Annotated in this window: 22 protein-coding genes; 5 read left to right on the top strand and 17 right to left on the bottom strand. The window is 69.6% G+C overall.

Going from position 1 to position 23,782, the window contains the following annotated elements:
- Window positions 1–72: 72 nt before the first annotated feature.
- Both H4W80_RS51820 and H4W80_RS51815 read right to left on the bottom strand, forming a co-directional pair.
- Window positions 73–2,235 (bottom strand): alpha/beta hydrolase, encoded by a 2,163-nt coding sequence (locus H4W80_RS51820; protein ID WP_192791804.1) that lies wholly within the window; start codon window positions 2,233–2,235, stop codon window positions 73–75.
- A 180-nt stretch (window positions 2,236–2,415) separates the two neighbouring features.
- Window positions 2,416–3,402, bottom strand: a complete 987-nt coding sequence (locus H4W80_RS51815; protein WP_192791803.1) for a LacI family DNA-binding transcriptional regulator — start codon at window positions 3,400–3,402, stop codon at window positions 2,416–2,418.
- Between the two features lie 349 nt (window positions 3,403–3,751).
- On the opposite strand from H4W80_RS51815, the gene H4W80_RS51805 reads away from it, so the two are divergent.
- Together H4W80_RS51805 and H4W80_RS51800 are read left to right on the top strand one after the other, a co-directional pair.
- Window positions 3,752–4,087, top strand: a complete 336-nt coding sequence (locus H4W80_RS51805) for a hypothetical protein (RefSeq protein ID WP_192791802.1) — start codon at window positions 3,752–3,754, stop codon at window positions 4,085–4,087.
- A 413-nt stretch (window positions 4,088–4,500) separates the two neighbouring features.
- A complete protein-coding gene (locus H4W80_RS51800) occupies window positions 4,501–4,857 on the top strand; it encodes a hypothetical protein (RefSeq protein ID WP_192791801.1) in 357 nt (118 codons plus the stop codon).
- A gap of 416 nt (window positions 4,858–5,273) precedes the next feature.
- Here the strand turns inward: H4W80_RS51800 and H4W80_RS51795 are convergent, their stop codons facing one another.
- From H4W80_RS51795 to H4W80_RS51745, 11 genes are read right to left on the bottom strand one after another with little or no spacing between them, the layout of a single operon-like run.
- A complete protein-coding gene (locus H4W80_RS51795) occupies window positions 5,274–5,723 on the bottom strand; it encodes a DUF1931 family protein (protein ID WP_192791800.1) in 450 nt (149 codons plus the stop codon).
- Between the two features lie 5 nt (window positions 5,724–5,728).
- Entirely contained in the window at window positions 5,729–7,396 is a 1,668-nt protein-coding gene (locus H4W80_RS51790; protein ID WP_225964141.1) for an FAD-dependent oxidoreductase, read from the bottom strand.
- Window positions 7,393–7,824, bottom strand: coding sequence for a thioredoxin (trxA, locus tag H4W80_RS51785; protein ID WP_192791799.1), 432 nt, complete (start codon window positions 7,822–7,824; stop codon window positions 7,393–7,395). Before trxA ends, H4W80_RS51790 begins: the two co-directional genes overlap by 4 nt.
- A gap of 1 nt (window position 7,825) precedes the next feature.
- Window positions 7,826–10,429, bottom strand: a complete 2,604-nt coding sequence (gene clpB / locus H4W80_RS51780) for an ATP-dependent chaperone ClpB (RefSeq protein WP_225966194.1) — start codon at window positions 10,427–10,429, stop codon at window positions 7,826–7,828.
- 24 nt (window positions 10,430–10,453) lie between these two features.
- Complete coding sequence (locus tag H4W80_RS51775; RefSeq protein WP_192791797.1) at window positions 10,454–10,744, bottom strand: chaperone modulator CbpM; 291 nt, start codon at window positions 10,742–10,744, stop codon at window positions 10,454–10,456.
- Window positions 10,741–11,679: a DnaJ C-terminal domain-containing protein gene (locus H4W80_RS51770; RefSeq protein ID WP_192791796.1), complete on the bottom strand. Its 939-nt coding sequence runs from the start codon at window positions 11,677–11,679 to the stop codon at window positions 10,741–10,743. Before H4W80_RS51770 ends, H4W80_RS51775 begins: the two co-directional genes overlap by 4 nt.
- Window positions 11,679–12,182 (bottom strand): nucleotide exchange factor GrpE, encoded by a 504-nt coding sequence (locus H4W80_RS51765; RefSeq protein ID WP_192791795.1) that lies wholly within the window; start codon window positions 12,180–12,182, stop codon window positions 11,679–11,681. Before H4W80_RS51765 ends, H4W80_RS51770 begins: the two co-directional genes overlap by 1 nt.
- Before the next feature lies 1 nt (window position 12,183).
- Window positions 12,184–14,076: a molecular chaperone DnaK gene (gene dnaK, locus H4W80_RS51760; RefSeq protein WP_192791794.1), complete on the bottom strand. Its 1,893-nt coding sequence runs from the start codon at window positions 14,074–14,076 to the stop codon at window positions 12,184–12,186.
- 19 nt (window positions 14,077–14,095) lie between these two features.
- Window positions 14,096–14,569 carry a YflT domain-containing protein gene (locus H4W80_RS51755; protein WP_192791793.1) on the bottom strand — a complete coding sequence of 158 codons (474 nt, stop codon included), beginning with the start codon at window positions 14,567–14,569 and terminating at the stop codon, window positions 14,096–14,098.
- Window positions 14,570–14,588: 19 nt separating this feature from the next.
- Window positions 14,589–15,050, bottom strand: coding sequence for an Hsp20/alpha crystallin family protein (locus tag H4W80_RS51750; protein WP_192791792.1), 462 nt, complete (start codon window positions 15,048–15,050; stop codon window positions 14,589–14,591).
- 47 nt (window positions 15,051–15,097) lie between these two features.
- Window positions 15,098–17,749 carry an AAA family ATPase gene (locus tag H4W80_RS51745; protein WP_192791791.1) on the bottom strand — a complete coding sequence of 884 codons (2,652 nt, stop codon included), beginning with the start codon at window positions 17,747–17,749 and terminating at the stop codon, window positions 15,098–15,100.
- A 204-nt stretch (window positions 17,750–17,953) separates the two neighbouring features.
- Here H4W80_RS51745 and H4W80_RS51740 point away from each other — a divergent pair, with 204 nt between their 5' ends.
- The 3 genes from H4W80_RS51740 to H4W80_RS51730 all read left to right on the top strand — a co-directional run bounded on the left by H4W80_RS51740 (window position 17,954) and on the right by H4W80_RS51730 (window position 19,963).
- Complete coding sequence (locus H4W80_RS51740; protein ID WP_192791790.1) at window positions 17,954–18,142, top strand: DUF2267 domain-containing protein; 189 nt, start codon at window positions 17,954–17,956, stop codon at window positions 18,140–18,142.
- Between the two features lie 132 nt (window positions 18,143–18,274).
- Window positions 18,275–18,874 (top strand): DUF1345 domain-containing protein, encoded by a 600-nt coding sequence (locus H4W80_RS51735; RefSeq protein WP_318787471.1) that lies wholly within the window; start codon window positions 18,275–18,277, stop codon window positions 18,872–18,874.
- A gap of 39 nt (window positions 18,875–18,913) precedes the next feature.
- Window positions 18,914–19,963: a hypothetical protein gene (locus H4W80_RS51730; protein ID WP_192791788.1), complete on the top strand. Its 1,050-nt coding sequence runs from the start codon at window positions 18,914–18,916 to the stop codon at window positions 19,961–19,963.
- A gap of 584 nt (window positions 19,964–20,547) precedes the next feature.
- Here H4W80_RS51730 and H4W80_RS51720 read toward each other — a convergent pair.
- From H4W80_RS51720 to H4W80_RS51705, 4 genes are all read right to left on the bottom strand, one after another.
- Complete coding sequence (locus H4W80_RS51720; protein ID WP_192791786.1) at window positions 20,548–21,717, bottom strand: zinc-dependent alcohol dehydrogenase; 1,170 nt, start codon at window positions 21,715–21,717, stop codon at window positions 20,548–20,550.
- The gene (locus H4W80_RS51715; protein WP_192791785.1) at window positions 21,714–22,607 is read right to left on the bottom strand and encodes an SRPBCC family protein; all 894 of its coding nucleotides are present in this window, start codon (window positions 22,605–22,607) and stop codon (window positions 21,714–21,716) included. Before H4W80_RS51715 ends, H4W80_RS51720 begins: the two co-directional genes overlap by 4 nt.
- A gap of 297 nt (window positions 22,608–22,904) precedes the next feature.
- Entirely contained in the window at window positions 22,905–23,093 is a 189-nt protein-coding gene (locus H4W80_RS51710) for a hypothetical protein (RefSeq protein WP_192791784.1), read from the bottom strand.
- A 112-nt stretch (window positions 23,094–23,205) separates the two neighbouring features.
- Window positions 23,206–23,781, bottom strand: a complete 576-nt coding sequence (locus tag H4W80_RS51705; RefSeq protein WP_192791783.1) for a type 1 glutamine amidotransferase domain-containing protein — start codon at window positions 23,779–23,781, stop codon at window positions 23,206–23,208.
- Between the last annotated feature and the right edge of the window lies 1 nt (window position 23,782).

The raw sequence follows: 23,782 nt of genomic DNA, 5'->3' as shown, positions 1-23,782 counted from the left end.
GCCCCCGTGTCGATTCTCTTGTGAGCGCTAACATCGCCCCGGGTGCGATATGTCGCCCGGGCCGGGCTTCCGTCAGCGCTTGAACAGGCGCGGTGCCAGGTCGATGAGGTTCTTCTGCCACACGTCCCAGCCGTGCGGCCCCGGGGTGACCCCGTCGAACTCGTAGCGGATGCCGAGGTTGTTCAACGTGGTCAGGGACGTCATGAACGACGGGTAGACGAAGTCGGTCTGGTCGCCGACGTACAGGCGCAACAGCTTGGTCCCGTTGTTGATCGCCTGCGCGTCGACGCCGGCGCCGCTGCCGAACCCGGCCGAGAACGCCGCGACGTACGCGAACTGACCCGGGCGCGCCTTGAGCAGCGTGAGCGTCTGCCCACCTCCCATCGAGAGGCCGGCGAGAGCCTGCCGCGACGGGTCGCTGGAGATGTGATACCGGGCACGGGCCGCCGGAACGATGTTCTCCAGCAGTTCCTTGGTGAAGTCGGACACGTTGCCGTTGCCCATCACCACCACCATCGGCACCAGGTCCCCGTCGAGGAACCGGTGGTCGAGGATCTGCTTGGCGCGGCCCATCTCCACCCAGTCGGTGTAGCTCTGGCCGCTACCGTGCTGGAGGTAGAAGACGGGGTACGGCTCCGCGCGGTTCGGGTCGTATCCCGGCGGGGTCCAGACCAGCGCGGTCCGGTCCTGGTTCGCGACGGTGCTCCGGTACGTCAGGCTCTCCACCTTTCCGCCCTGGCCGGCGGGCACGTCGGAGAGCAGCCGCGACCTCTCGCCGTTGACGAGGAAGGTGCTCCAGGTCGGCTCGGAGGTCACCTTCGTCGGGTTCGACACGTCCTTGACCGAGACGCCGTCCACCATCAGCCGGTAGTAGTAGAACCACGGGTCGAGCGGACCCACGGTCGCCCGCCACCGGTCGCCCTCGCGCGACAGCCGGACACGCAGCCAGCTGCCGTTGGGAGCCAAGTTCGCCCACACCTTGACGCGTTGGGCGTCCTTGAAGTCGGTCGTGGTCTCGAAGGTGACGAAGCGGTCCTCGCTCACGAACGGCGTCGGCGTGGTGCCGGGGGCCGGCGGGTTGAACTCGCCCTTCAGCCGCCCGTGACCGGCGCTCGGGCCATGGTCCGACACCCTGCGGAACAGCCGCGGCACGAAGTCGATGAGGTTCTCCTGCCAGGCGTTCCAGTTCGCCCCGGCGTCGGGATTGACCCCGTCGAACTCGTACGTGATCCGGGCGCGGTCCAGCGCCTTCGTCAGCCGGTTGGTCGCGTTGTACGCGGGATCCGTCACGTTCCCGGTGTACAGGCGCAGCAGCTTGATCGCGTGCGTGTCCGGCCGGCCGACGCCGTCCGTCAGCAGACCCGAGAACGAGCCGGCGTAGGCGAACTGAGCCGGATGGGACAGTGCGGCACGTAGCGCCTGCGTCCCACCCTCGGCCACCCCGGCGATCGCCTGGTGCGCCGCGCCGCGGTGCACCCGGTAGCGCTCCGTGACGGCCTTCTGGAGCTCCTTGTCGCCGGCCGCCGCGTCACCGTCGCTGATCACGACCACCATCGGCTCCATGGACCGCTGAGCCGACAGGTTGTCGAGGATCTGCTTGGCGCGACCGAGGTCGAGCCAGTCGGTGGCGCTCACACCGGTGGCGGACTGCAGGAACAACACCGGGTAGGCGTTGGGGCCCTTGCCCGAGTACGCCGGCGGCAACCACACCAGCGCCGACCGCTCCTGACCCTTGGTCCGATATGTGAGGGTCTCGACCTTGCCGCCCTGCCCTTGAGGCACGTCCGCGAGCAGGCGCACCGAGTCGCCCGCCACGAAGAAGGTGCTCAGGAGCGGCTTGGACGCGACGCTCGTACCGTTCGTCGGGTCCTTGAGACCCTTGGTGTCATCGCCCGTGACCTGGTAGGTGTACAGCCCCGGCTTGAGCGGGCCGAGGACCCCGGAAAAGGCGGTGCCCCGGCGGGTAAGGCCGAACTCCGCCCAGGTGAAGGAGGGCCCGAAGTTCCCCTCGATGAGGACCCCGGACACCTGGCCCACGGCTGCCTCGACGGAGGCCACCGGAACGGTGAACGACGCGTAGCCGTCCTCGGAGACGCTGAGCCATGGCGTGTCCGCCGCCGCCGGCCGTGGCGCGAGCAGCACTGCCGCGATCAGCATGGCTCCGGCGGCGATCGCCACCGCGAATCGGCGTACGCCAATAGGCCGCGAGCTGCCGTGATAGGCTAATGAACGCATGTTTAACTCCCTTGATGGTTGGCTGCGGATGGCACCCGCCTGGCCGACCTGACTCACTGGTGAATGTGCTGCGGGTTTCTGTGTGCACGTACCTCCATGGGTAAGGGGTTTGCATCTGAACGCTCGGTGGCTCGAGCGTTCAGATGTGCCGCTCATCACACTGTGTGTGATGCCCCGCTTTCAGGGCGTTCTGGGTGCCGCGGTGGAGCCGCGTACCACCAAGCGGATGGGAAGCACTATCTGGTGTGGGCCCTCCCAGTTACCGTTCACCAGCGACCTCAGCATGCGGGCGGCCTCGAACCCGAGCCGGTACACCGACTGGTCCACCGTGGTCAGCCCCGGATCGCTCAGCGCCGACTCCGGTATGTTGTCGAACCCGGCCAGCGACAGGTCGCCGGGAACGCTTAGCCCCAGTTCCTGCGCGACGTCCAGGGCCTTCAGGGCCATCCCGTCGCTCGCCGCGAAGATCGCCGTCGGACGGTCCTCCCTGTCCATCAGCGCCCGTGCGAGCGGGACCGCGGACTCGGGGTTGAAGTCGCCCCTGGCGATCAACGTGGGGTCTACCGGCACCCCGGCTGCGGCCAGTGCTCTGCGGTATCCCTCTTCGCGCAACCATGCGGCCTCCAGATTGGACCTGCCCGCGATGAATGCGATCCGCCGATGCCCCAGGGCGAGCAGATGCTCGACGACCGCGGTGCTCCCCGCGAGGTTGTCCGCCGTCACCGACGGCACCGTCGAGTCCCGCGCCGGATCGATGGCCACGACCGGGGTGTTGCTCCGCATGTCGCCCGAGGGCGTGATCACGATGCAGCCGTCGGTGAGCGTGCCAGACAGGCGGGCGAGATGCCGCCGCTCCCAGCCCTCGGAGTACGTTCCGTAGAGGTCGCTGTTGGCGTAGATGATCAGGTCGAAGCCCGACTGGGTCAGCGCCTCCATCACGCCCTTGAGCACTTCGGCCGTGTAGGACTGGAAGCTGTGGCTCACCAGGCCGAGGACGTTGGTGCGGCTGCGCCGCAGGCTGGTGGCCACCAGGCTCGACTCGTAGCCGAGGTGCTCGATGGCCGAGCGGACCTGTGCGATGGTGCTCGCGCTGACGCCGTAACGGCCGTTGACCACTCGCGACACGGTCGCCGTCGAGACGCCCGCTAATCGCGCGACATCGCTCATCGTTACCGGCGTGCCGCCCACGGCCATGCAGCCCTCACTAGTTGCAATCGTTATCGGTTACGTTTGCAGCGTCAACGTAAGCGATAACGATTGCCGATACAAGACCTTTTCGGCCGACCGAACATCACGAATTGGACCAGCTGGAACGCTGGGCGTATCAGTGCGACGAGGCGGGCTCCGTCGAGTCGCAGACGCTGAGAGTCGTCGCCAGCTGCAGGTGCCGCGAGGCGGGCTGGACGCCGTCCGCCATGCCGAACACGGTCTTGACGGCCATCCGGCCCATGCCGACGAGAGACTGCCGGACGGACGTGAGCCGGGGCGTCGGCCGTCCCCACGCGCGATCTTCTCCATGAGATCAGCGCAGTGTCAGGCGGAGCAGCAGATCCTTGACCTCCGTCGCCTCGAATCGTTCGCTGCCGGCGGACGGGTCAGCGGCCCTGGACCACGCCTCGGGCTCGGCGAGCAGGACCAGTTCGCCCCCGCAACGGGCCAGACGACGGGCCAGGCGACGGGCCAGGCGACGGCGCCCGAGCGGAACCAGGCCGCCGCGCCGGCGACCGTGATGGACGACCAAGGCGCGATGGGGACTCCCCTCAAGATCGGCATCATCGTCCTCGTGGCGCTCGTCGCCCTCGCGGCCTGGATCGCCCTCGCCTGGCGGCACCGCATGGGCGTCCGGCGCTGAATGTCTTTGCCGCCTGCAAGGTCGCCAATAATGACAGAATAATCAGCTTGTTAGCGATACATCGTTTTCGAGGTGTTCGAAGATGTCGGCGTCGGTCCTCGCTGCCATTCGGGAAGGGCATCCCGGTCGGCTACATAGGACGGCTTGGGATCGTCGATATGCTTGTGGTTGTGTCAGCTTGGCAGTGCTGCCGGCGCTAACCTCGACGAAAGCACGCACTTGAGCGCATACAGCGGCGACTGCCTGGCGTTCCCATTCATGGGGTGTCCTCCCACGGGGTGACGTAGGAGAGCTTGGGTTCGCCCGGGTAATGCTTGTTCACTCCCGCGATCCATGCCTCGCGAAAGGTACGGTCCTGCTTATCCGTCGCGGTCTGCATGAACCACCCGGCTGTCGGACAGAAGGGGCTGAAGTTGCTTTTGTACGTCGTGCAGTTTCCTGCCCACGTAACCCGCGGATTGGGTCTGGTCGGCCAGGTCCACGGCGTCGCCGGCGTACTGCAGAAACCGGTCCAGGTCGCGGCGCTGAAGGCCGATGGCGGCCAGGTCGGTCAGGAGGCTGCCCCGGCGCCTGAACGAGGTGGCGGTCCGGCCGAGAGTGAGATCGCATTTCGCAGCCGCGGCTTGTACGGCGCCAGCACGAAGTCGAAGCGCTCCATGAGCGTCACGCTCGTCTGGTCGGGACGAATCTCGGGATGCGCCAGCTCCACGCGCCGCTTCTCGGGCAGCACCCTACTTAGCGGCGTAGGTCTTTGCTCATCCCGGCCGTAGCCACCTGGTAGAGCAGGGGTTGAAAGGTTGAGTACGAGGCCAGGTAGGTGACCATCGTGGCCAGGGCCCCGCCACGGAGGAGATCAGAATGTCGCGGTTGTAGACGTGCGACAGCTCGTGCCCGAGGACCGGCGAAACGTACAGCCGGGGCATGGGTTGGTGCGCCTCCTCCGACAGTTCGTGGACCATCTGGTGCAGCGCGAGCCAGCCGTCGGAGAAGAAAGTAGGCGACGCCGTTGCTGACGAGCGCGACCAGGACGGCGATCTGGATTCCGATGCTGCCACCGAGCCACCACCCCACCAGGATGATCAGACGTGTTCATCCTCCCTGCGGGGTGGGCCAGGCCTGCCTGTGCCCGAGCAGCCACCATCCGATCGCGTGGCGAGCAGAGACACCAGCAACGCGCCGAATCTCGTCATAGCAGCAGGTCGAAGACACGGATCGTGCGTGTCCACTCCTTGCTCGCCGGGTTCTTGCGGTCAGGCTCTATGGTTCTGATCGCCCTGGCGAGCGCCACGGAGAGCCCACCCGCCACAGCCGGTAGCCGGGCCTCGGCTTCTTCGCTGAGCGACAGATCCAGCGGAGGCAGCGCCGCGAGGTCCGCCAGGATCGATGCCAGATCCAGTTCCTCGTCCAGGTCCTGGAAGTCGTGCATGCTCTCCTGCAGTCCCTTGGTGATGGGCAGGTCCCAGAACTCGATGATGTCGCGCCTGTTCGACTTCGCCGCGGCCTCGGCGACGACGAGCATGTCGTACAGCTTCCGGTTGATGAAGTCGCTGTAGCGCTTGAGATCGGATTTGTCCACGTCTAGCCCCGCGGCGGCGCGGAAGAAGTGCTCGAACCTGGAAACCGCGATCACTGGCATCCGGATCACCGTCCTTCCTGTCGATTCCCTGTCTTGTTGAACCTTTCGTGCAGCAGGCGTACCGCCATGGCGCCCTCCCCGACGGCGGACGCGACCCGTTTGGTCGATCCGCTGCGGACGTCGCCCACGGCGAAGATGCCCGGCCGCCCGGTCTCCAGGGGCAGGGCCTCCCAGTGTGACGACGAGCCCACGCCCGTGATGACGAAGCCCCGGTCGTCCAGCGGGACGGCGCCCTCCAGCCATCCAGTGTGCGGATCCGCGCCGATGAAGACGAACATCGCGTTGGTCTCGATCTCGATGAACTGCCCGGTCTGGTTGTTCTGGGCGCGCACGGCCCGCAGAGAACTGTCGCCGAGGAGCTCGCGTACTTCGGTGTGGAACATGATTTCGATGCCGGGAGTCCTGGTGATCGCATCGGCGAGGTAGCGGGACATGCTCCCGCCGAGGTCGCCGCTGCGGACGAGCAGGCGCACCGACGAGGCGTTCCTGGACAGGTACAGTGCCGCCTGGCCCGCGGAGTTGCCGCCGCCGACAATGACCACCGGCGCCTGGCGGCACATGCGCAGCTCGAACGGCGTCGCCGCGTAGTACACGCCGCACCCTTCGTACTTCTCCAGATCGGGGACGTCGAGTTTGCGGTAACGGGCGCCGGTGGCGATCAGTACGGCGTGGCCCCGTACGACAGGCCCTTCAGCGACGTGGACGGTGTAGTGGCCGTCGTCCGCCTCCAGCCCGCTCGCCTCGGCCGGGACGGTCAGCCGGGCGCCGAACTTGGCCGCCTGGATGACGGCCCGCTCGGCGAGCTCGGCGCCCGAGATGCCCGACGGGAAGCCGAGGTAGTTGTCGATGCGGGAGGAGGTGCTCGCCTGGCCGCCCGCGGCGATCGCGTCAAGCACGACCGTGGTCAGGCCCTCCGAGGCCCCGTACACGCTCGCGGCCAGGCCGGCGGGGCCCGCGCCCACGACGATCAGGTCGCACACGCCGTCGGCCGGCCGGGGCGCCGGCAGGCCGATGGTCTTCGCCAGCGTGGCGACGGACGGGTTGCGCAGCACCTGGTCTCCGCGCCAGATCACGACCGGGGTCTCCTGCGGGGAGATGCCGAGGTGGCGGAGGAGCGCATCCGTCTCCTCATCCTCCTCCAGGTCGATCCATCGGTGCGGGAGCCTGTTGCGGGCGGCGAACTCGCGCAACCGGCGGGCGTCGGGAGAATAGCGGGAGCCGATGATGCGGAACCCGGCGTCCATCCCGATCAGCATGGTGCGGCGGGTCAGGTAGGCCCGCAGGACGAGGTCTCCGAACGCCGGGTCACCGGCCACCATCGTGCGCACCTGGTCAGCCGGAACAGCGAGGATCTCGCCGGGCTCCCGCACGACGGCGGTCAGGAATCCGGCCTGGCCGGTGAGGAGGCCGAGCTCGCCGAGAAAGCGTCCGGGGCCGTGGACGGCGATCGTCCGCTCCTCCTCGCCGCCGTACCCCTCGACCGTGGCCACCTTGCCCCGCAGGATCACGATGAACTCCCGGGCCTGCTCACCCTCCCGGTAGAGCACGTCGCCGGGCGACACGGTTCTGCGCTCGCCGCATTTCGACAGCTCGGCGACGCGCCGCTCGTCCAGACGGGGATAGGCCCCATGCAGGTCCGGTGTCTCGGACAGGGAGGCCGCCGACTCCATCATGACGGTGTCCTCAACGTCCCCTCGACCCATTCGCGGAGCTGGGCCGGCGGGGCCCCGCCCGCGCGTTGTGCCACGACGCGGCCTTCGTTGAGCATCATGAGCGTCGGGACGGCCGTGATCGTGAAGCGCTGCGAGAGGGCCGGGGCCCGGTCCACATCGACCTTGACGAGCTTCACCCGTCCGGCCATCTCGTGGGCGAGTTGTTCGAGCGCGGGCGTGACCGCCCGGCACGGCGCGCACCACTGCGCCCAGAAGTCGACGAGTACGGGGAGGTGCACCCGTTCCGCGACCTCCGCGAAGGTGTCGTCGCCGGCGTCGGCGATCCACGGCAGCGGCTGGTGACAGTTCCCGCAGCGGGGCCGGCCCTCGGCCGCGGCCGGAACCCTGTTCTGCCTCCCGCAGTTCACGCAGGTCACGACGGTGTGCATGTCAGCTCCTCGGCGAGTGGAAGGTGACGTTGAGTTCCCCCTTGTCGGCGCCGACCGTGATGGTCGAGCCGTCGGGGACGTCGCCGGCCAGCAGGGCGCGGCCGATCCTGGTCTCGACCTCGCGGGCGATGAAGCGGCGCAGCGGCCTGGCGCCGTAGACGGGGTCGTACCCCTGGTTGGCGATGAGCTTGCGCGCGTCCTCGGTGACCTCCAGCGTGAGCCGCCGCTCGGCCAGGCGCTGCCTGATGTCGTTGAACATCAGCTCGACGATCCGCTCGATCTCCGCCTCGGTCAGCGGCTTGAACAGCACGACGTCGTCGATCCTGTTGAGGAACTCGGGGCGGAAGTGCCGGCGCAGTTCCGCCATCACCCCGTCGTGGGCCTCGGGCTTGATCTCGCCGTCGGGGGTGATCCCGTCGAGCAGGTGGTGCGAGCCGATGTTCGAGGTCATGATGATCACGGTGTTGCGGAAGTTGACCGTGCGGCCCTGCGCGTCGGTCAGCCGGCCGTCGTCGAGGACCTGCAGCAGCGTGTTGAAGACGTCCGCGTGGGCCTTCTCGATCTCGTCGAACAACACCACCGAGTACGGCTTGCGCCGCACCGCCTCCGTGAGCTGCCCGCCCTCCTCGTAGCCGACGTAGCCGGGAGGGGCACCGACGAGGCGGCTGACCGTGTGGCGTTCCTGGTACTCGCTCATGTCGATGCGGACCATGTTGTCCTCGGTGTCGAACAGGGCCGCCGCGAGTGACCTGGCCAGCTCGGTCTTGCCGACCCCGGTCGGCCCGAGGAAGAGGAACGACCCGATGGGGCGACGGGGATCCTTGATGCCGGAGCGGGCGCGGATGATGGCGTCGGCCACCAGTCGCACGGCCTCCTCCTGCCCGACGACCCGCTCGTGCAGGATCTGGTCGAGCTTGAGCAGCTTGTCCCGCTCGGCCTCCTGCAGCCGGGACACGGGAATGCCGGTCCAGCGCGAGACGATGTCCGCGATCTCGTTCTCGGTCACCACCTCGCGCAGCAGCCGCTGCCCGTGCTGCCGGCTGCTCAGCCGCTCCTCCTCGGCGCGCAGCCGGCGCTCCAGCTCGGGGAGCTTGCCGTGGCGAAGCTCGGCGGCACGGTTGAGGTCGTAGTCGCGTTCGGCCTGCTCGGCCTCCCGCCGTACGTGCTCGATCTCCTGCCGCAGGCTCTGGACCTTGCGCAGGGCCGAGCGCTCGGCCTCCCACTGCGCCCGCATCGCGTCGGCCTCGGAACGCAGGGCGGAGAGCTCCGTGCGCAACTCGGCGAGCCTGGCCCGGCTGGCCGGGTCCTCCTCCTTCTCCAGGGCGGCCTCCTCGATCTCCAGCCGCCGCACCCGCCTGGTGAGGGCGTCCAGCTCGGCCGGCATGGAGTCGATCTCGGTCCTGATCATCGCGCACGCCTCGTCGACCAGGTCGATCGCCTTGTCGGGCAGGAACCGGTCGGAGATGTAGCGGTGGCTCAGCGTCACCGCGGCGACGAGAGCACTGTCCTGGATCTTCACGCCGTGGAAGACCTCCAGCCGCTCGCGCAGGCCGCGCAGGATCGAGATGGTGTCCTCGACCGAGGGCTCGTCGATCAGCACCGGCTGGAACCTGCGCTCCAGGGCGGCGTCCTTCTCGATGTGCAGGCGATACTCCTCGACCGTGGTCGCGCCGATCATGTGCAGCTCGCCGCGGGCCAGCATCGGCTTGAGCATGTTGCCCGCGTCCATGGCTCCCTCGGTCGCCCCGGCTCCCACCACCGTGTGCATCTCGTCCACGAACAGCAGGATTCGGCCCTCCGCCGCCTTCACCTCGTTCAGCACGGCCTTGAGGCGCTCCTCGAACTCCCCGCGGTACTTGGCGCCCGCCACGAGCGCGCCCATGTCCAGGTTGAAGACGGTCTTGTCGTGCAGCCCCTCGGGGACGTCGCCATTGGCGATGCGCTGGGCGAGCCCTTCGACGACGGCCGTCTTGCCGACGCCGGGGTCGCCGATCAGCACCGGGTTGTTCTTGGTCTTGCGGGAGAGGATCTGGATCACCCGCCGGATCTCCGTGTCGCGGCCGATCACCGGGTCGAGCTTGTCCGCCCGAGCGTCGGCGACCAGGTCGCGTCCGTACTTCTCCAGCGCCTCGTACGCGACCTCGGGCATGGCCGAGGTGACGCGCTGGTGACCGCGTACGGAGGTGAGCGCCTCCAGGAACCGGTCCCTGGTCAGCCCCTGCTCGTGCAGCAGCCGACCGGACACGGTCGTGGGTCCTTCCTCGATCAGGGCCAGCAGCAGGTGCTCGACAGAGATGTACTCGTCCTTCAGCCGTCTCGCCTCCCGGTCGGCGGCGTCGATCAGCCGCGACAGGCGCTGGGTGACGAACACCTGGCCCGGCGCGGCGCCCGGCCCGCTGACCTTGGGCCGCCGCGACAACTCGGCCTCCAGGTCGGCGTGCAGGCGCCGCGGATCGGCTCCGGCCTGCTCCACCAGCCTGGGTGCCAGACCTTCTGGCTGGTCGAGCAGGGCCATCAGGAGATGCTCGCCGTCGACCTCGGTGTGACCGAAGCGCAGGGCCTTGGTCTGGGCGTCGTGCAGGGCTTCCTGCGACTTCTGCGTCATCCTGTTCGGGTCCACTCCAGCCCCCTAGCGTCGTGAGAGGCCGCGCAGGGCGGCCTCCAGCTCCTCGATCCGGTCGAGGAGGTCGATCACCACGCCGATCGCGGCGTAGTTGATGGACAATCCCTCGTGCAGCCGCTGGATCCGGGCCGCGGTTGCCACCTGGGAGGGGGCGAAGCACAACTCCCCCCTGGCGTCCCTGGTCGGCTCCAGCAGGCCGAGCGTCACCAGCCGGCGCACGGCCTGCGGGTGCAGGCCCGTGGCCCGCGCGTAGGAGTCCAGGTCGAGTCGGATCGGGCGGACGATCGCGTACGTCATGAACGCCCCCTCGGGTCGAAGCGAGAGACGGCGGCGAGCTGCTCGAACAGGCGCCGCTCCTCGTCCGTGAGCCTGGCCGGCACCATGATCCGGACCTCGGCGAAGAAGTCGCCGGGCGCTCCGCGCGGATTTGGCATACCGCGGCCCTTCAACCGCAGGCGGCGGCCCGAGGACGTGCCCGGCGGCACCTTCACCTTCGCCTCGCCGCCCGGGGTGTCCACCGCGACCGCGGCGCCCAGCGCCGCCTCCCACGGAGCGAGAGGCAGCGAAGCGTGGATGTCGCGGCCCTCCACGCGGTAGCGGGGATGGGGGGCGATTCGCGTGATCAGGAGGAGGTCGCCGGCCGGCGCTCCGTCGCTTCCATGCCCGCCCTGGCCGCCCAGCCTGATCCGCTGACCGTTGGTGACCCCGGGTGGGATGTTGACCTCCAGTCGCCTCCCGCCGGGTAGCGTGATGGTGCGCCGCCCGCCGTGGTAGGCCTCCTCGACGGAGAGCGTCAGCTCCGCCTCCTGGTCGGCACCGGGCACGGGGCCCCAGTGCCGTCTGCCCCGGCCGCCGAACATGCCGCCGAGCAGGTCCTCCAGGTCGACTCCCTCGCCGAAGCCGAAGTCCCCGGGCCGGGCCTGGCGCCACTGGCCGCCCGCGCCGGCCCGCGCGCCGGCGCCCGCACGGGCGCGAGCCCACTCGGCGGGGTCCACGTCGGGCGGCACCTGGCGGAAATCGTGCCCGAACGCGTCGTAGCGGCGGCGCGTCTCGGGATCGGAGAGCACGGAGTACGCCTCCGAGATCTCCTTGAACTTGTCCTCGGCGCCGGGATCCTTGTTGACATCAGGGTGATAGGCGCGCACGAGCTTGCGGTAGGCCCGCTGGATCTCGTCGGCGTCGGCGTTCCTGCCCACGCCGAGCACCTCGTAGTAGTCGCGCCGTGGGGCCATCACTCCACCTTCTTCGCGACGGCCACGATCGCCGGCCTGAGCTGCCGCTCGGCATCGCCGTAGCCGGGACGGAACACCTCCACCACAGTGCCCGGGTCGGCATCGGCCCGCTCGACGGTGGCCACCGCCTCGTGGCGGGCGGGATCGAAGGGTACGTCCACCTCGTCATGGCGGGGGTAGCCGAGCTTGGCCAGGAGGGCGACCGCCTGGTCACGCACGGCCCGTATCCCGTCGAGTACCGCGTCCGCGCCGCCGTCGCCTGCGTGGCTCAGCGCGAGCTCCAGGTTGTCCAGGATGGGCAGCCACTCGGCCGCCACCCTCGCCCGTTCCTCCGCCCTGATCCGCTCGGCGTCGCGGGCGATGCGCTTGCGCAGGTTGTCCAGGTCGGCGACGGCACGCAGCCAGCGGTCCTCCAGCTCCGCGAGCTTCGCGTCGGTCTCCGCGGGCGAGATGGCTTCCTCACCCTGCGCGCCGGCCTGGGCCTGGGGTGTGTGCTCGTTCATGTCACTCGGGCTCCGACGTCGTGAACTCGGCGTCGATCACGTCCTCCTCACCGCCCGGGACACCTTCCGTCCTGTCCTGCGGCGGCACGCTGGGACCGCCGCCCGCGGCGGCTCCGAGGCTGTGATAGACCTGCTGCAGCTCGCCGCTGAGTGTGCGCAGCCGGTCGATCGGCGCCTCTTCCTTGATCGCCTGCCGGGCCTCCTCCACGAGCTGCTCGGCCCTCGCCTTCTCGTGCACGGGAACCGCGTCGCCCAGCTCCTCCAGCCGGCGCTCCACCTGGTACGCGACCGAGTCCAGCTCGTTGCGCGCGTCGATGGTCTCGCGGAGCCTGACGTCCTCCGTACGGTGCCGCTCGGCGTCGGCGACCATCCGCTCGATCTCCGACTTGTCCAGGTTGGAGCTCTCGCTGATGGTGATCCGCTGCTCGGCGCCGGTGTCCTTGTCCCGTGCCGAGACGTTGAGTATGCCGTTGGCGTCGATGTCGAAGGTGACCTCGATCTGCGGCACCCCCCGCGGCGCGGGCCGGATGTTCTCCAGCCGGAAGCGCCCGAGCACCCGGTTGTCGGCGGCGCGCTCACGCTCGCCCTGCAGTACGACGATGTCGACGGCGGTCTGGTTGTCCTCGGCCGTGCTGAAGACCTCGGTACGGCGCGCGGGAATGGTCGTGTTGCGCTCGATCACCTTGGTCATGAGCCCGCCGAGCGTCTCGACGCCCAGCGACAGAGGCGTGACGTCGAGCAGGACGACGTCCTGCACCTCGCCCTTGATGATCCCCGCCTGGACAGCCGCGCCGATCGCGACGACCTCGTCCGGGTTCACCGTCATGTTGGGCTCCTTGCCCTCGGTGAGCCGGCGCACGAGATTCTGCACGGCGGGCATCCGGGTCGCCCCGCCGACGAGGATCACTTCGTCGACGTCCACGGGCCTGAGCTTCGCGTCCTCCATCGCCTGCTTGACGGGGGCGATGCAACGCTCGACCAGGTCGGCGGTGATCTGCTCGAACGTGGAGCGCATGAGCGTGGTGTTGAGGTGCTTCGGCCCCGAGGCGTCCGCCGTGATGAACGGCAGGCTGATCGTGGTCTGGGTGACCTCCGAGAGCTCCACCTTGGCCTTCTCGGCCGCCTCGAAGAGTCGCTGCAGGGCCTGCGGGTCGTTGCGCAGGTCGATGCCCTGGTCCCGCTGGAACTCGTCGGCCAGGTGGTCGACGATCCTGCGGTCGAAGTCGTCGCCGCCGAGGTGACCGTCGCCGGAGGTGGCGCGGACCTCGACCACGCCTTCGCCGATGTCCAGGATGCTGACGTCGAAGGTGCCGCCGCCCAGGTCGAAGACCAGCACCGTCTCGTTCGTCTTCTTGTCCAGCCCGTACGCGAGCGCCGCCGCCGTCGGCTCGTTGATGATCCGCAGGACCTCGAGCCCCGCGATCCGCCCCGCGTCCTTGGTCGCCTGGCGCTGGGCGTCATTGAAGTACGCCGGAACGGTGATGACCGCCTCGGTCACCTTCTCACCGAGGTATTTCGCCGCGTCGGCGGCCAGCTTCCGCAGGACGAGGCCGGAGACCTCCTCCGGCGCGTACTGCCTGTCGCCGACCTGGAAGCGCACGGCTCCCTGGGGTCCCTCGACCACGTCGAAGGAGACCGCGTGGATCTCGCTCTTGACCTCGTCGAAGCGGCGGCCGATGAATCGTTTCGAGGAATAGATCGTTCCCTTCGGGTTCAGTATGGCCTGGCGGCGGGCCATCTGGCCTACCAGCCGTTCGCCCTGATCGGTGAAGGCCACCACGGACGGCGTCGTACGCGAGCCCTCCGCGTTGGGCAGCACCGTGGGATGGCCGTCTATCGTGGCGGCGATCACCGAGTTCGTGGTGCCGAGATCGATGCCGACTGCTTTCGCCATTACTCGCTCCCTCGTACTGCTATCCGCTCATCGCCCGGAGCAGCTCATGGGCCCTGGCCACGTGTTCCGAATCGACGAGAACCTCGTACTTGTCGGCCACGAGGGTGCTCTCGGAGACGAAGTCCCGCCGGCCGCCCTGGATGGCGTGCGAGACCAGCCCGAAGATCGCTCCCGCCACCGCGCCCCACACCAGCCCCCAGAGCACCAGAGGCAACGCTGCCGCGGCCGTGATCGAGAAAATCAACAGGAACAGACCGATGAGCAGCCCGAACCAGGCTCCGGCGGCCGCGCCCCATCCGGCCGCGCGCAGAGGGGTCATCCGCGCGAGAACCCGCTCGACCGAGCGCAGCCCGGCGCCGACGATCAACGTCCCCTGCACGGGGAATCCATGGTCGGCCAGGTAATCGACGACTTTCTGCGCCTCCTCGTAGCTGCGGTAGCTCCCGATCGGTTCCCGGTTGGTGGTGGCGGGGCCTGACGACGCGACGGGCACGACTCCTCCTCTCCCCGCCTCAGGCGGAAACCTCGATGTGCTTGGGCTTGGCGGCCTCCGCCTTGGGCACGGTGATGGTCAGCACACCGTCGGACAGGTGAGCCTCCACGCGGTTGGCGTCGACGTCTCCCGGGAGCGTCGTGCGCAGCTCGAACTGGCCGGACCTGCGCATCTTGCGGTGCCGGCGCTGACGTTCCTGCTCCTCGACCTGCCCGGTGACGATCAGCTCGCGCTCGGACAGCTGGACGTCGATCTGGTCCTTGCGCGCTCCGGGGACATCGATCTCCACGACGTAGGAGTCTTCAGTCTCCGACACGTCCGCCATGGGCACCCAGGCCCCCATGCCGCCATCGCCGGGAAGAGCGCCCAGAGCCTCGCCCAGAGCCACGTTCATGAGCTGTCCCAGCCTGTCGTAGGCGTCTTCGATCTCGCGGGCGGGGAACATCTCGCCGCCCCTGCGACGTACTGCGAGCAGCGCCATCTGAACCTCCTGGATGGGTTCCTGAATAGGCCGAAAAATGTGACGACCTACACTTCCGAACCTGGCCCAGGCGTCTCGCGGGCACATCCCCCAGCTGAGTAGTCATCGCCGCGACTCCGCCCGACCCGTGCGCCGCGGCCGCCGCCGGGCGAGGCGTCCCTCGACTGCTCCGCCGCGAGCCGCGCGAGCTCGACCCGGGATCTGATGCTCAGCTTGCGGAAGACGTGCTTCAGGTGGAACGCGACCGTGTGCACACTGATGAACATCTGTTCGGCTATCTGCGGGTTGGTGCATCCGTCCGCCGCACGCAACGAGATGGCGTGCTCGGTCTCGGTCAGGCTGTCCCAGCCGGAGACCGGGCGTTCGGCGTAGCTCCAGTGGCGGTGGCGTACCCCCATTCCGCGCAGTCTCTGGCGGATGCGCGCGGAGTCCCGCAGGGCGCCGATGTCGTGATACAGGCCCAAGGCGCGGTTCAGGCTCTCGGCCGCCGCCACGCGCTGCCCGGCGGTAAAGAGCAGCATGCCGAGATCCTCCTCGGCGGAGGCCCGCGCCCACACGTCCTCGGTCCGCCCGGCGGCCAGGGCCAGCGCGTCGCGATCCCCGTCGAGCAGGCCCCTGGCATGCGCCGCGGCGGCGGCAAGCGTGGGAAACTCATGGTTGGCCCGGCCGAGGGCCTCGGCGGCGGCCACCACGTGCTCGGCCGCCGCCCGGTCGCCGGCGGCCAGGGCGAGCCGGACCATCCAGGGGCCGGCGGCGGGCTCCATGCTGAGCAGCAGCGGGCGGGGCAGCTCTGCGAGCAGGAGCATAGCGCTGCGCGGCCCGTCTCGTGCCTCCGCGAGCTGCGCGGACAGCAAGGCGTGCCGGAAGCGAGCCTCGGCCGTGCCCCCGGGCTGTTCCGCGACGTGATGCGCCACCCCCTGCAGGTCGCCTCGCCGCAGCGCGACTGCGGCGAGCACGGCGCGGGCCGCCGCAGCCGACAGCGGCGTGATGAGCGCACCGGCCAGGTCCAGGGCTCTGTTCGCCTGGGTGACCGCGTCATCGAAACGGCCCGCGAGCAGCTCCAGGCGGGCCTCCAGCGCCGAGGCGTCCGCCGCCCAGGCCAGATGACCGTGGCCGAACATGTCCTTGCGTGCCAGGCGGAGCATCGTCCGTGCCTCGTCCAGCCGGTGGATGTCGACGAGCACGGCGACGGTGGCCAGGCAGGCCTCGTAGCGGCGGTCCTCGGGCGCGTCGGCGGCGGCCAGCCGCCCGGCGCTCTCCGCCAGGTCCAGCGCGGCCGTGAGCCTGCCCTCGTGCCGCTCGGCGGTGGCCAGGGCGACCAGCGCGGCGGTCCTGGCTGCGGGACCGTATCGATCCGTTCCGTCGATGACCTCATGCGCGAACGACCGCGAGCCGGCGTCCTCCCGCAGGCGCACCGTGGCGTACAGATGCACGAGGGTCGCCCGCTCGCGTACGTGGCGGGGGAGGCCCGGCACCGCCAGCACCGTCTCGGCCTCGCGGATCGCCTCCTCACCCCGGCCCGTCAGGTACATGGTGTCCGCGAGCAGGCAGCGCAGTTCGGCCACCCCGTACACGGAGCCGTGCTCGGCGAGGCGGCCACGCACCATCTGCTCGGCCTCGTCCAGCCGGCCACTGGCGACCGCCGCGTCTATGTCGGAGGAGGCCGGGCCGGTGAGCAGGCCGGCCGACCCCGGCCGCTCAGAGCCCATGAGAACGCAAGACTGGTCGCGCAGGGTCTGCCGCACCGATGAGGGGATGCCCGCGGCGACGACGTCCCCGACGAGTTCGTGACGGAAGGTGAGGCCGTGCTCGGTCACGAGGAGGATGCCCGCGGCCGTGGCCTCCTCCGTCATCGGGAGCAGCGCGGCGGGCGTGGTGTCCAGCAACGACGCGGCGTGCTCCAGCGACAACGAACGGCCCAGCACTGCGATCGTCTCCATCAGGCTCCTGGCCTCCGCACTCAGCGTGTCGATCCAGCGCCGCACCACCATCCGCAGCCGGTCGGGCACGCGGGCCCGCGCCGCGTCCCCCAGCAGCCCTTCCTCGCGCAGCCCCGCGAACAGCTCGGTGATCAGCAGCGGATTGCCTCCGGCGGCCGCCGCCAGCGCCCGCGTCGCCGGGTCCGGCGACCGCCCGAGCGTGTCCTGCGTCAGCGCCGCGACCGCGTCCGGTGACAGCGGCGCGAGCGTCACCCTGTCGGCCCCCTCCCGCTCCAGGATGTCGAACAGCGACACGGCCTGGCCCCTGTCCGGCACTGTCGAGCGGCTCATCATCCAGCCGATGGGCCAGTTGGCCAGCCGGTCGTGCAGGCTGTGCAACGTCCTCAGCGTCACCGGGTCCGCCCGTTGCAGGTCGTCGAGCGCGGCCAGCACCGGTGACGTGGCCAGCTGCTCGAACCCTGCCCGCAGCCGCTCCAGGACCGGCGGACCGAAACGGGCGGCGGCGTCGCCCGCTGCCGGCTCAGAGCGCAGATCGAGGGCCTCCAGCAACATGCCGCACGGGGCGACCTCGCCCAGCTCCTCCACCCGGCAGTGGACAACCCAGATGCCGCGCTCGGACGCCTCGGCGACGGCTTCGGCCAGCAGCCGGCTCTTCCCCGATCCGGGTTCTCCGTCCACCAGCAGCGTCCCGCCCGCACCTCGCCGCAACACCCGCAGCAGGCCATCGACGTGACGCCACTCCCGATCGCGTCCCCGCATGCTGTCCCCCCATGGGCCGCCTGCCACGACAGGGAACGGTGAATCCCAAGCCCGCCAAGATCTTTCACACCCGCGGAGGACCGCTACCCGGCTGGGGGATGTGATCTACCGTCCGCCGCGCCGAGCCTTGAGCCGAGGCATGCCCGAGGATGTAAGGAAGGGGTGATCCGCGGGGTCTATTACGACGGCTGACGGCCGAGCACCGTGCCGGTCAAGGCCGATCGCGAGGAGCTCCTTCACCGCGTCTGCGGCGAGCTGGCCTTCGACCTCCAGGAGAGCGAGGAGGACCTGGTCAAGAAGGTTTTGCAAGCGCTCAGGAAGCACATTGCCGCTGGCGAGTGCGAGGACGTGAAGTCCACCATGCCGAAGGATTTGACCTCGATCCTGCCCTGATCGCCGGCCTGAACTCCGATTGGCGACTACATCGGCCGGGGTACCTTGGCTGCGGGGGCTCGTTGGGATGTTGGAGCGGTGAGGTCTGGGCCCGGGGGACGCGCGGGCAAGCGCGTCATGTCGGTGAGGCGCGTGCTGACATCGCTGGGGGCCGGGGTCGTCATGGCGGCCGGCGCCTGGTGGCTGGGGGTCCCGGAGTTGTCGCCGCTGCTCGGCTGGGGTGTGGCCGCGACGGTGGGCCTGGTCTGGGTGTGGCTGATCAGCTGGCCCAAGGATCACCATGACACCAAGCGGTTGGCCGAAGAGGAGGGCGACGCTCGCTCCACCGACACCGGCGTGCTGATCGGCGCGGTGGCCAGCCTGGGGGCGGTCGCGCTCGCCCTGGTCCGCGCCGCCAGTCACACCCCGCTGACGACGGCCCTGGTCATCCTGAGCGTGGTGACGGTCGTCGTGTCGTGGGGCCTGGTGAACACGGTGTTCGCCTTCAAGTACGCCAGGCTCTACTACGTGGACGAGGACGGCGGCATCGACTTCGGGCAGGAGGATCCGCCGGCGTACAGCGACTTCGCCTACCTCGCGTTCACGATCGGCGTGACCTTCGGCGTCACCGACAACCGTGTGGTCAGCACGCACATCCGCAAGGTAGCCCTCGCGCACGCCCTGCTGTCCTACTTCTTCAGCACCGGCATCCTGGCCGTGGCCATCAACCTCGTCACCAGCCTGGGCCAGTAACCCCTGATCAGGGCGATCCGCTCGGGGTAGGGCCCGGACATGCGTATCGCCCTGGTCGCCGATCCTGACCTGCCCACCGAGCTGGCTGTGAGGGTGGCGCGCGACCTACCCGGCCGGTTGCGGGAGCGGCTCGGCCCGGGCTTCGACTGGCAGGTGTGCGCGCACACCGCTCCCCTGGCGGCGGAAGAGCAGGTCGACATCTCAGCCATGCTCACCGCTGTCCGTCCGCACCTGCCCGAGTCCGGCTGGGACGTCGGGATATTCCTCACCGACCTCCCTCGCCGGCTGGGCCTGGACGCGGTGAGCGCGGAGGTCAGCACCGGCGACCGCGTCGCCCTGCTGTCGTTGCCCGCCCTTGGCACCTTTCACCTGGCCGGTCGGACCTTGGAGGCCGTGCTTGACGTCGTCGGCCTGCTGGTCCTCCCGCCCACCGGCCGTGACCGCCTCCCTGCGATCGGCCGTAGGGTGGAAGGAGACACCGAGCCCGGCCGGGTCGTCCCCGATCGCTACGTCATGCCCGGCCTGCGCGGGCGGGCGCGCCTGCTCGCCGGCATGGTGCGGGCCAACCGCCCATGGCGGCTGTTCACCTCGTTGTCACGGGCGCTGGCGGGGGTGTTCGCCACCGCCGCGTTCGGCGTGATCAACGACACCGCCTGGCAGCTCTCCACCGCGCTGGACACCTGGCGGCAGTCGCTGATCATGGTGCTGTCCATCCTCGCTCTCGCCGCATGGATCATCGTCGACCACGAGTTGTGGGAGCGTCCCGGCGGCAGGGTGCCCAAGGCTCGCGCCCGCCTCTACAACACCGTCACCCTGATCACCATCACACTGGGCGTGCTCTGCCTTTACGCGGTGCTGTTCGTGGTTCTCACCGGGGTCGGCGCGCTTGTGCTGGCCCCCGCCCCGCTCTCGAAGACGCTGAACCATCGACCGGGCGTCACCGACTACCTGGCGCTGGCCTGGTTCCTGACCTCCAGCGCGATGGTGGGCGGCGCCTTCGGCTCCGGGCTCGAGGACGACGGGACCGTTCGCAAAGCGGCCTACGGCCAGCGTCAGCGCGACCGGCTCGCAGAACAACAGAACGTCTGACCACTCGGCCGAAGTCGCCGCCTGGGCCGGAGCGCATGGGGTCGTCGAGGGGGTAAAGGCCGCCCATCGCGCGAAGGGATGAATGGCGCATGGGATCGCGAACGAGGCTGCAGGCCGGTTCGGGCGGCACGGGCGGTGGCTGCGGGCCACGGTGCCATGCTGTGGCTTATCGTCCTCACCGGGAGGCACATCGTAGGTGGTCTGTGATCAGGGCAGGGCCCGTCGGGGTGGCCTGCAGCTCGGTCTCCAGCTCGGCGATGCGTCGTTTTGCGGCGCCGACTCGGCCTTCTCGCCGCTGGTCAGGCCCGGCTCCAGCCCGGGGTCAATGCGGTTCTGGCGCCGCCAGGTGTAGATCGTCCGCGTGCTGATGCCCAGATCTCGGGTCAGCTCGATGGCCGCGCGCCCTGCTTCGAGCAGGTCCAGGACCCTTGCGCCGGAACTCCGGCGGGTAGCCCCGCCCCATGCCACTTTCCCCTCATCAAGCGGCACAAGAATCCAGAAGTCCCACTTCACTCAAGCCGGGGCGCACCAGCGGTCCACCGCGGAAATTGAGTGGAACCGGCTCTGGGCCGCGAAGGCAGGTGCTACGGAGTGAGGACCACCTTGTTGCACTCGTCCTGCTTGTGCTTGAACAGCTCGAACCCGCGCGGCGCCTCGCTGAGCGGCATCCGGTGCGAGATGACGAAGCTCGGGTCGATCTCGCCCGCGCGGATCCGGTCCAGCAGCGGCTCGATGTAGCGTTGCACGTGGCACTGGCCGGTGCGGATGGTCAGGGACCGGTTCATGACGGTGCCCATCGGGAATTTGTCGACGAATCCGCCGTAGACGCCGATGACGGAGACCACGCCGCCGTTGCGGCAGGCCATGATGGCCTCGCGCAGCACGTACGGGCGCTCGGTCTCCATCCGGGCGGCCTGCTTGGTGCGATCGTAGGCGTAGATGGCCGGGGTCGGGTGGTGTGCCTCCATGCCGACGGCGTCGATGCAGGCGTCCGGGCCGCGCCCGCCGGTCATGTCGCGCAGCGCCTCCAGCACGTTCACCTCCTCGTAGTTGAGGACCTCGGCGCCGGTCCGCTGGACCCGCCGCAGCCGGTAGGGGAAGCGGTCGATGACGATGACCCGGTCGGCGCCGAGCAGGAACGCGCTGGCCGCGGCGAGCTGCCCGACCGGACCCGCGCCCCAGATCGCGATCGTCTGGCCCGGCTTGATGTCGCACATCTCCGCGCCCATGAAGCCGGTGGGGAAGATGTCGGACAGGAACAGCACCTTCTCGTCGGGCAGGTCGTCCTCGATCTTGATGGGGCCGACGTCGGCGAACGGGACGCGCACGTACTCGGCCTGCCCGCCGGGGAAGCCGCCCAGCATGTGGGAGTAGCCGAAGATGCCGGCGGGCGCGTGGCCCATCAGCTTCTCGGCCATCCCGGCGTTGGGGTTGGAGTTCTCGCACACCGAGTACAGGCCGTCCTGGCAGGCGAAGCAGGCGCCGCAGGCGATCGGGAACGGCACCACGACGCGGTCGGCGACGTGCAGGTTGCGCACGCCGGGGCCGACCTCGACGACCTCGCCCATGAACTCGTGGCCGAGCACGTCCCCCTTCTTGACGGTCGGGATGTAGCCGTCCACGAGGTGCAGGTCGGAGCCGCAGATCGCGGTCGAGGTGACGCGGACGATCGCGTCACGGGCGTTGAGGATCTGCGGGTCGGGAACGTCTTGGATCTCCAGGCGGTTGCGGCCCGCCCACACATTGGCTTTCATGCCCGTCCTCCGATCGGTTGTGCGGGACGCTGGTGGAGTTGGCGCAGGGCGCGGTGGCCCTCGGGGCTGCCCTCGGAGCGGACCACCTCGCCGGTCTCCATGACCTGCTTGAAGCGGCGCAGGTCGTCGCGGACCTGCTGCTTGGGGTGCTCGCCGAAGATGCGGGCGACGGCGGCGGCGAGTTTGCGGCCGGGCGCGCCGTACTCCAGGGAGACGTCCACGACGGTGCCGCGCCCGCCGGGGCCGTCAGTGAAGCTGACCAGGCCGGCGGTGGAGACGCCGGTGCCGGGCACGGACCGCCAGGCGATCAGGTCGCCGGCCCGCTCGTCGATGATCTCGGCCTCCCGCTCCAGGTCGGCGAACGGGCCCTTGACCTTCCAGCGGGAGCGGCGCTGGTTGATGGTACGCACCGAGTCCAGGTGGACCATGAAGGAGGGCAGGTTCTCCAGGTCCCGCCAGAAGTGGTAGACCTCCTCGCGCGGCTTGTTGATGATGATGGAGGCGCGCACCTGCAGCGGGCCCTTGGTCTTGGCGCTGCCGCGCCGGGCGCAGACGGCGTCCAGGGCGGTGATCCCGGCGACGGCGCCGAGCGCGGCCAGCGCGCGGGCGCGGCGGGCGCCGGTGCGGTTGGCGGCGGCCCTGCCCAGGACGCCGAGGTCCATCGTGTCGCCGGCGACCCTGCTCCACGCCCACTGGGCGGGGTTCTTGGCGCCGAGCAGCAGCGCGGCGTGCAGGAGTTCGCGCCCGCCGACGAGCCTGGCGACGGTCGTGGCCCCGGGCGCGTCGTCGACGCCGCACAGGCGGGTCACGGCCCGTGGTGCCGCCAGGTGCGCCGCGCCCAGCGCGAGGCTGGTCCACCCGAGCGCACGGGCGAATCTGTCGGTCATCATGTGTCCTAACGCAGGTTGTGGTGGTATGTGCGTACGCTGCAGGCGGCCCCCGGTCTGCTGTCGCCCCCCGCGTCCTCCGCCTCTTGCCCCTGACAAAACGGATGACACCAGCAGATCAAGGGATGAAAGGTGCATATCGCCTGAATGGCCGTCCATGACGGGCTTCGCATCCCGCACCCGATCTGCTGACGGCCGGACGACGCCAGACGGTGTGCGACGGCGCCCGAGCAGGCTGCGGTGGTTCCGAAACTGACGATCATCGTTGACCTCTGGGTCTCCGACCCAAATCTTCATGTCTCAGCCCAGCCCGCCGCTCGATCGTGAGGCCAAGCGGCCCAGGACCGGCCCGAGCGCCACCCACGTCGAGATCGCCGGGTGAAGCTCATCTATCTGCGGACCCGAGGAGATCGCGATGTGCCTGAAGCGGTACCACGACGTCACCATCGGCAAGTCGGGCGTGTGGCGCATCCTCAAGCGCCTGGACATGGGCCGGCTCCCAGCCTCGCAGCGCGCACGCGGGCACCCGCCCCCACCAGGTCCCATTCGGGGAGCAGGGCCGGCGCGGACAGCGACGGACGCACGTTCGTGGTCGGCGAGGTCACGCCCGACGTGTAGCGGCGGTGGCCTGCGGGCCTTTGGCGAACTCCTGCACGATGCGCTCGCAGAAGGCCGGCAGGTCGTCGGGCGACCGGCTCGTGGTGATGTTGCCGTCGGTGACGACCGGCTCGTCGACCACGTCGGCCCCGGCGTTGCGCAGGTCGGTGCGCACGCTCGGCCACGAGGTCAGCCGGCGGCCCCGCGCGACGTCGGCCTCGACGAAGTTCCACGGGCCGTGGCAGATCGAAGCGACCGGCTTGCCCGACTGGACGAAGTCCCGGACGAACCGCACCGCAGCGGGTTCCATTCGCAACTTGTCCGGGTTCACCGTCCCGCCCGGCAGGAGCAGCGCCTCGTAGTCGTCGACCGACACCTCGCCGACCAGCCGGTCCACCGTGAAGGTGCCGGCGTCTTCGAGGTCGTGGTCGCGCGCCTGGATTTCGCCGCTGGTGATGGAGACCACGACGGTGCGGGCGCCGGCGTCGTCCAGCGCTTGCCGCGGCCGCTCCAGCTCGACTCGTTCCACCCCGTCGGCCGCGAGGATGGCGATCCGGCGTCCGTTCAGCTCTCCAGCCATG

This window comes from Nonomuraea angiospora (assembly GCF_014873145.1).
GTDB classification, from domain to species: domain Bacteria; phylum Actinomycetota; class Actinomycetes; order Streptosporangiales; family Streptosporangiaceae; genus Nonomuraea; species Nonomuraea angiospora.
This window is presented reverse-complemented; position numbering and strand designations above follow the sequence as displayed.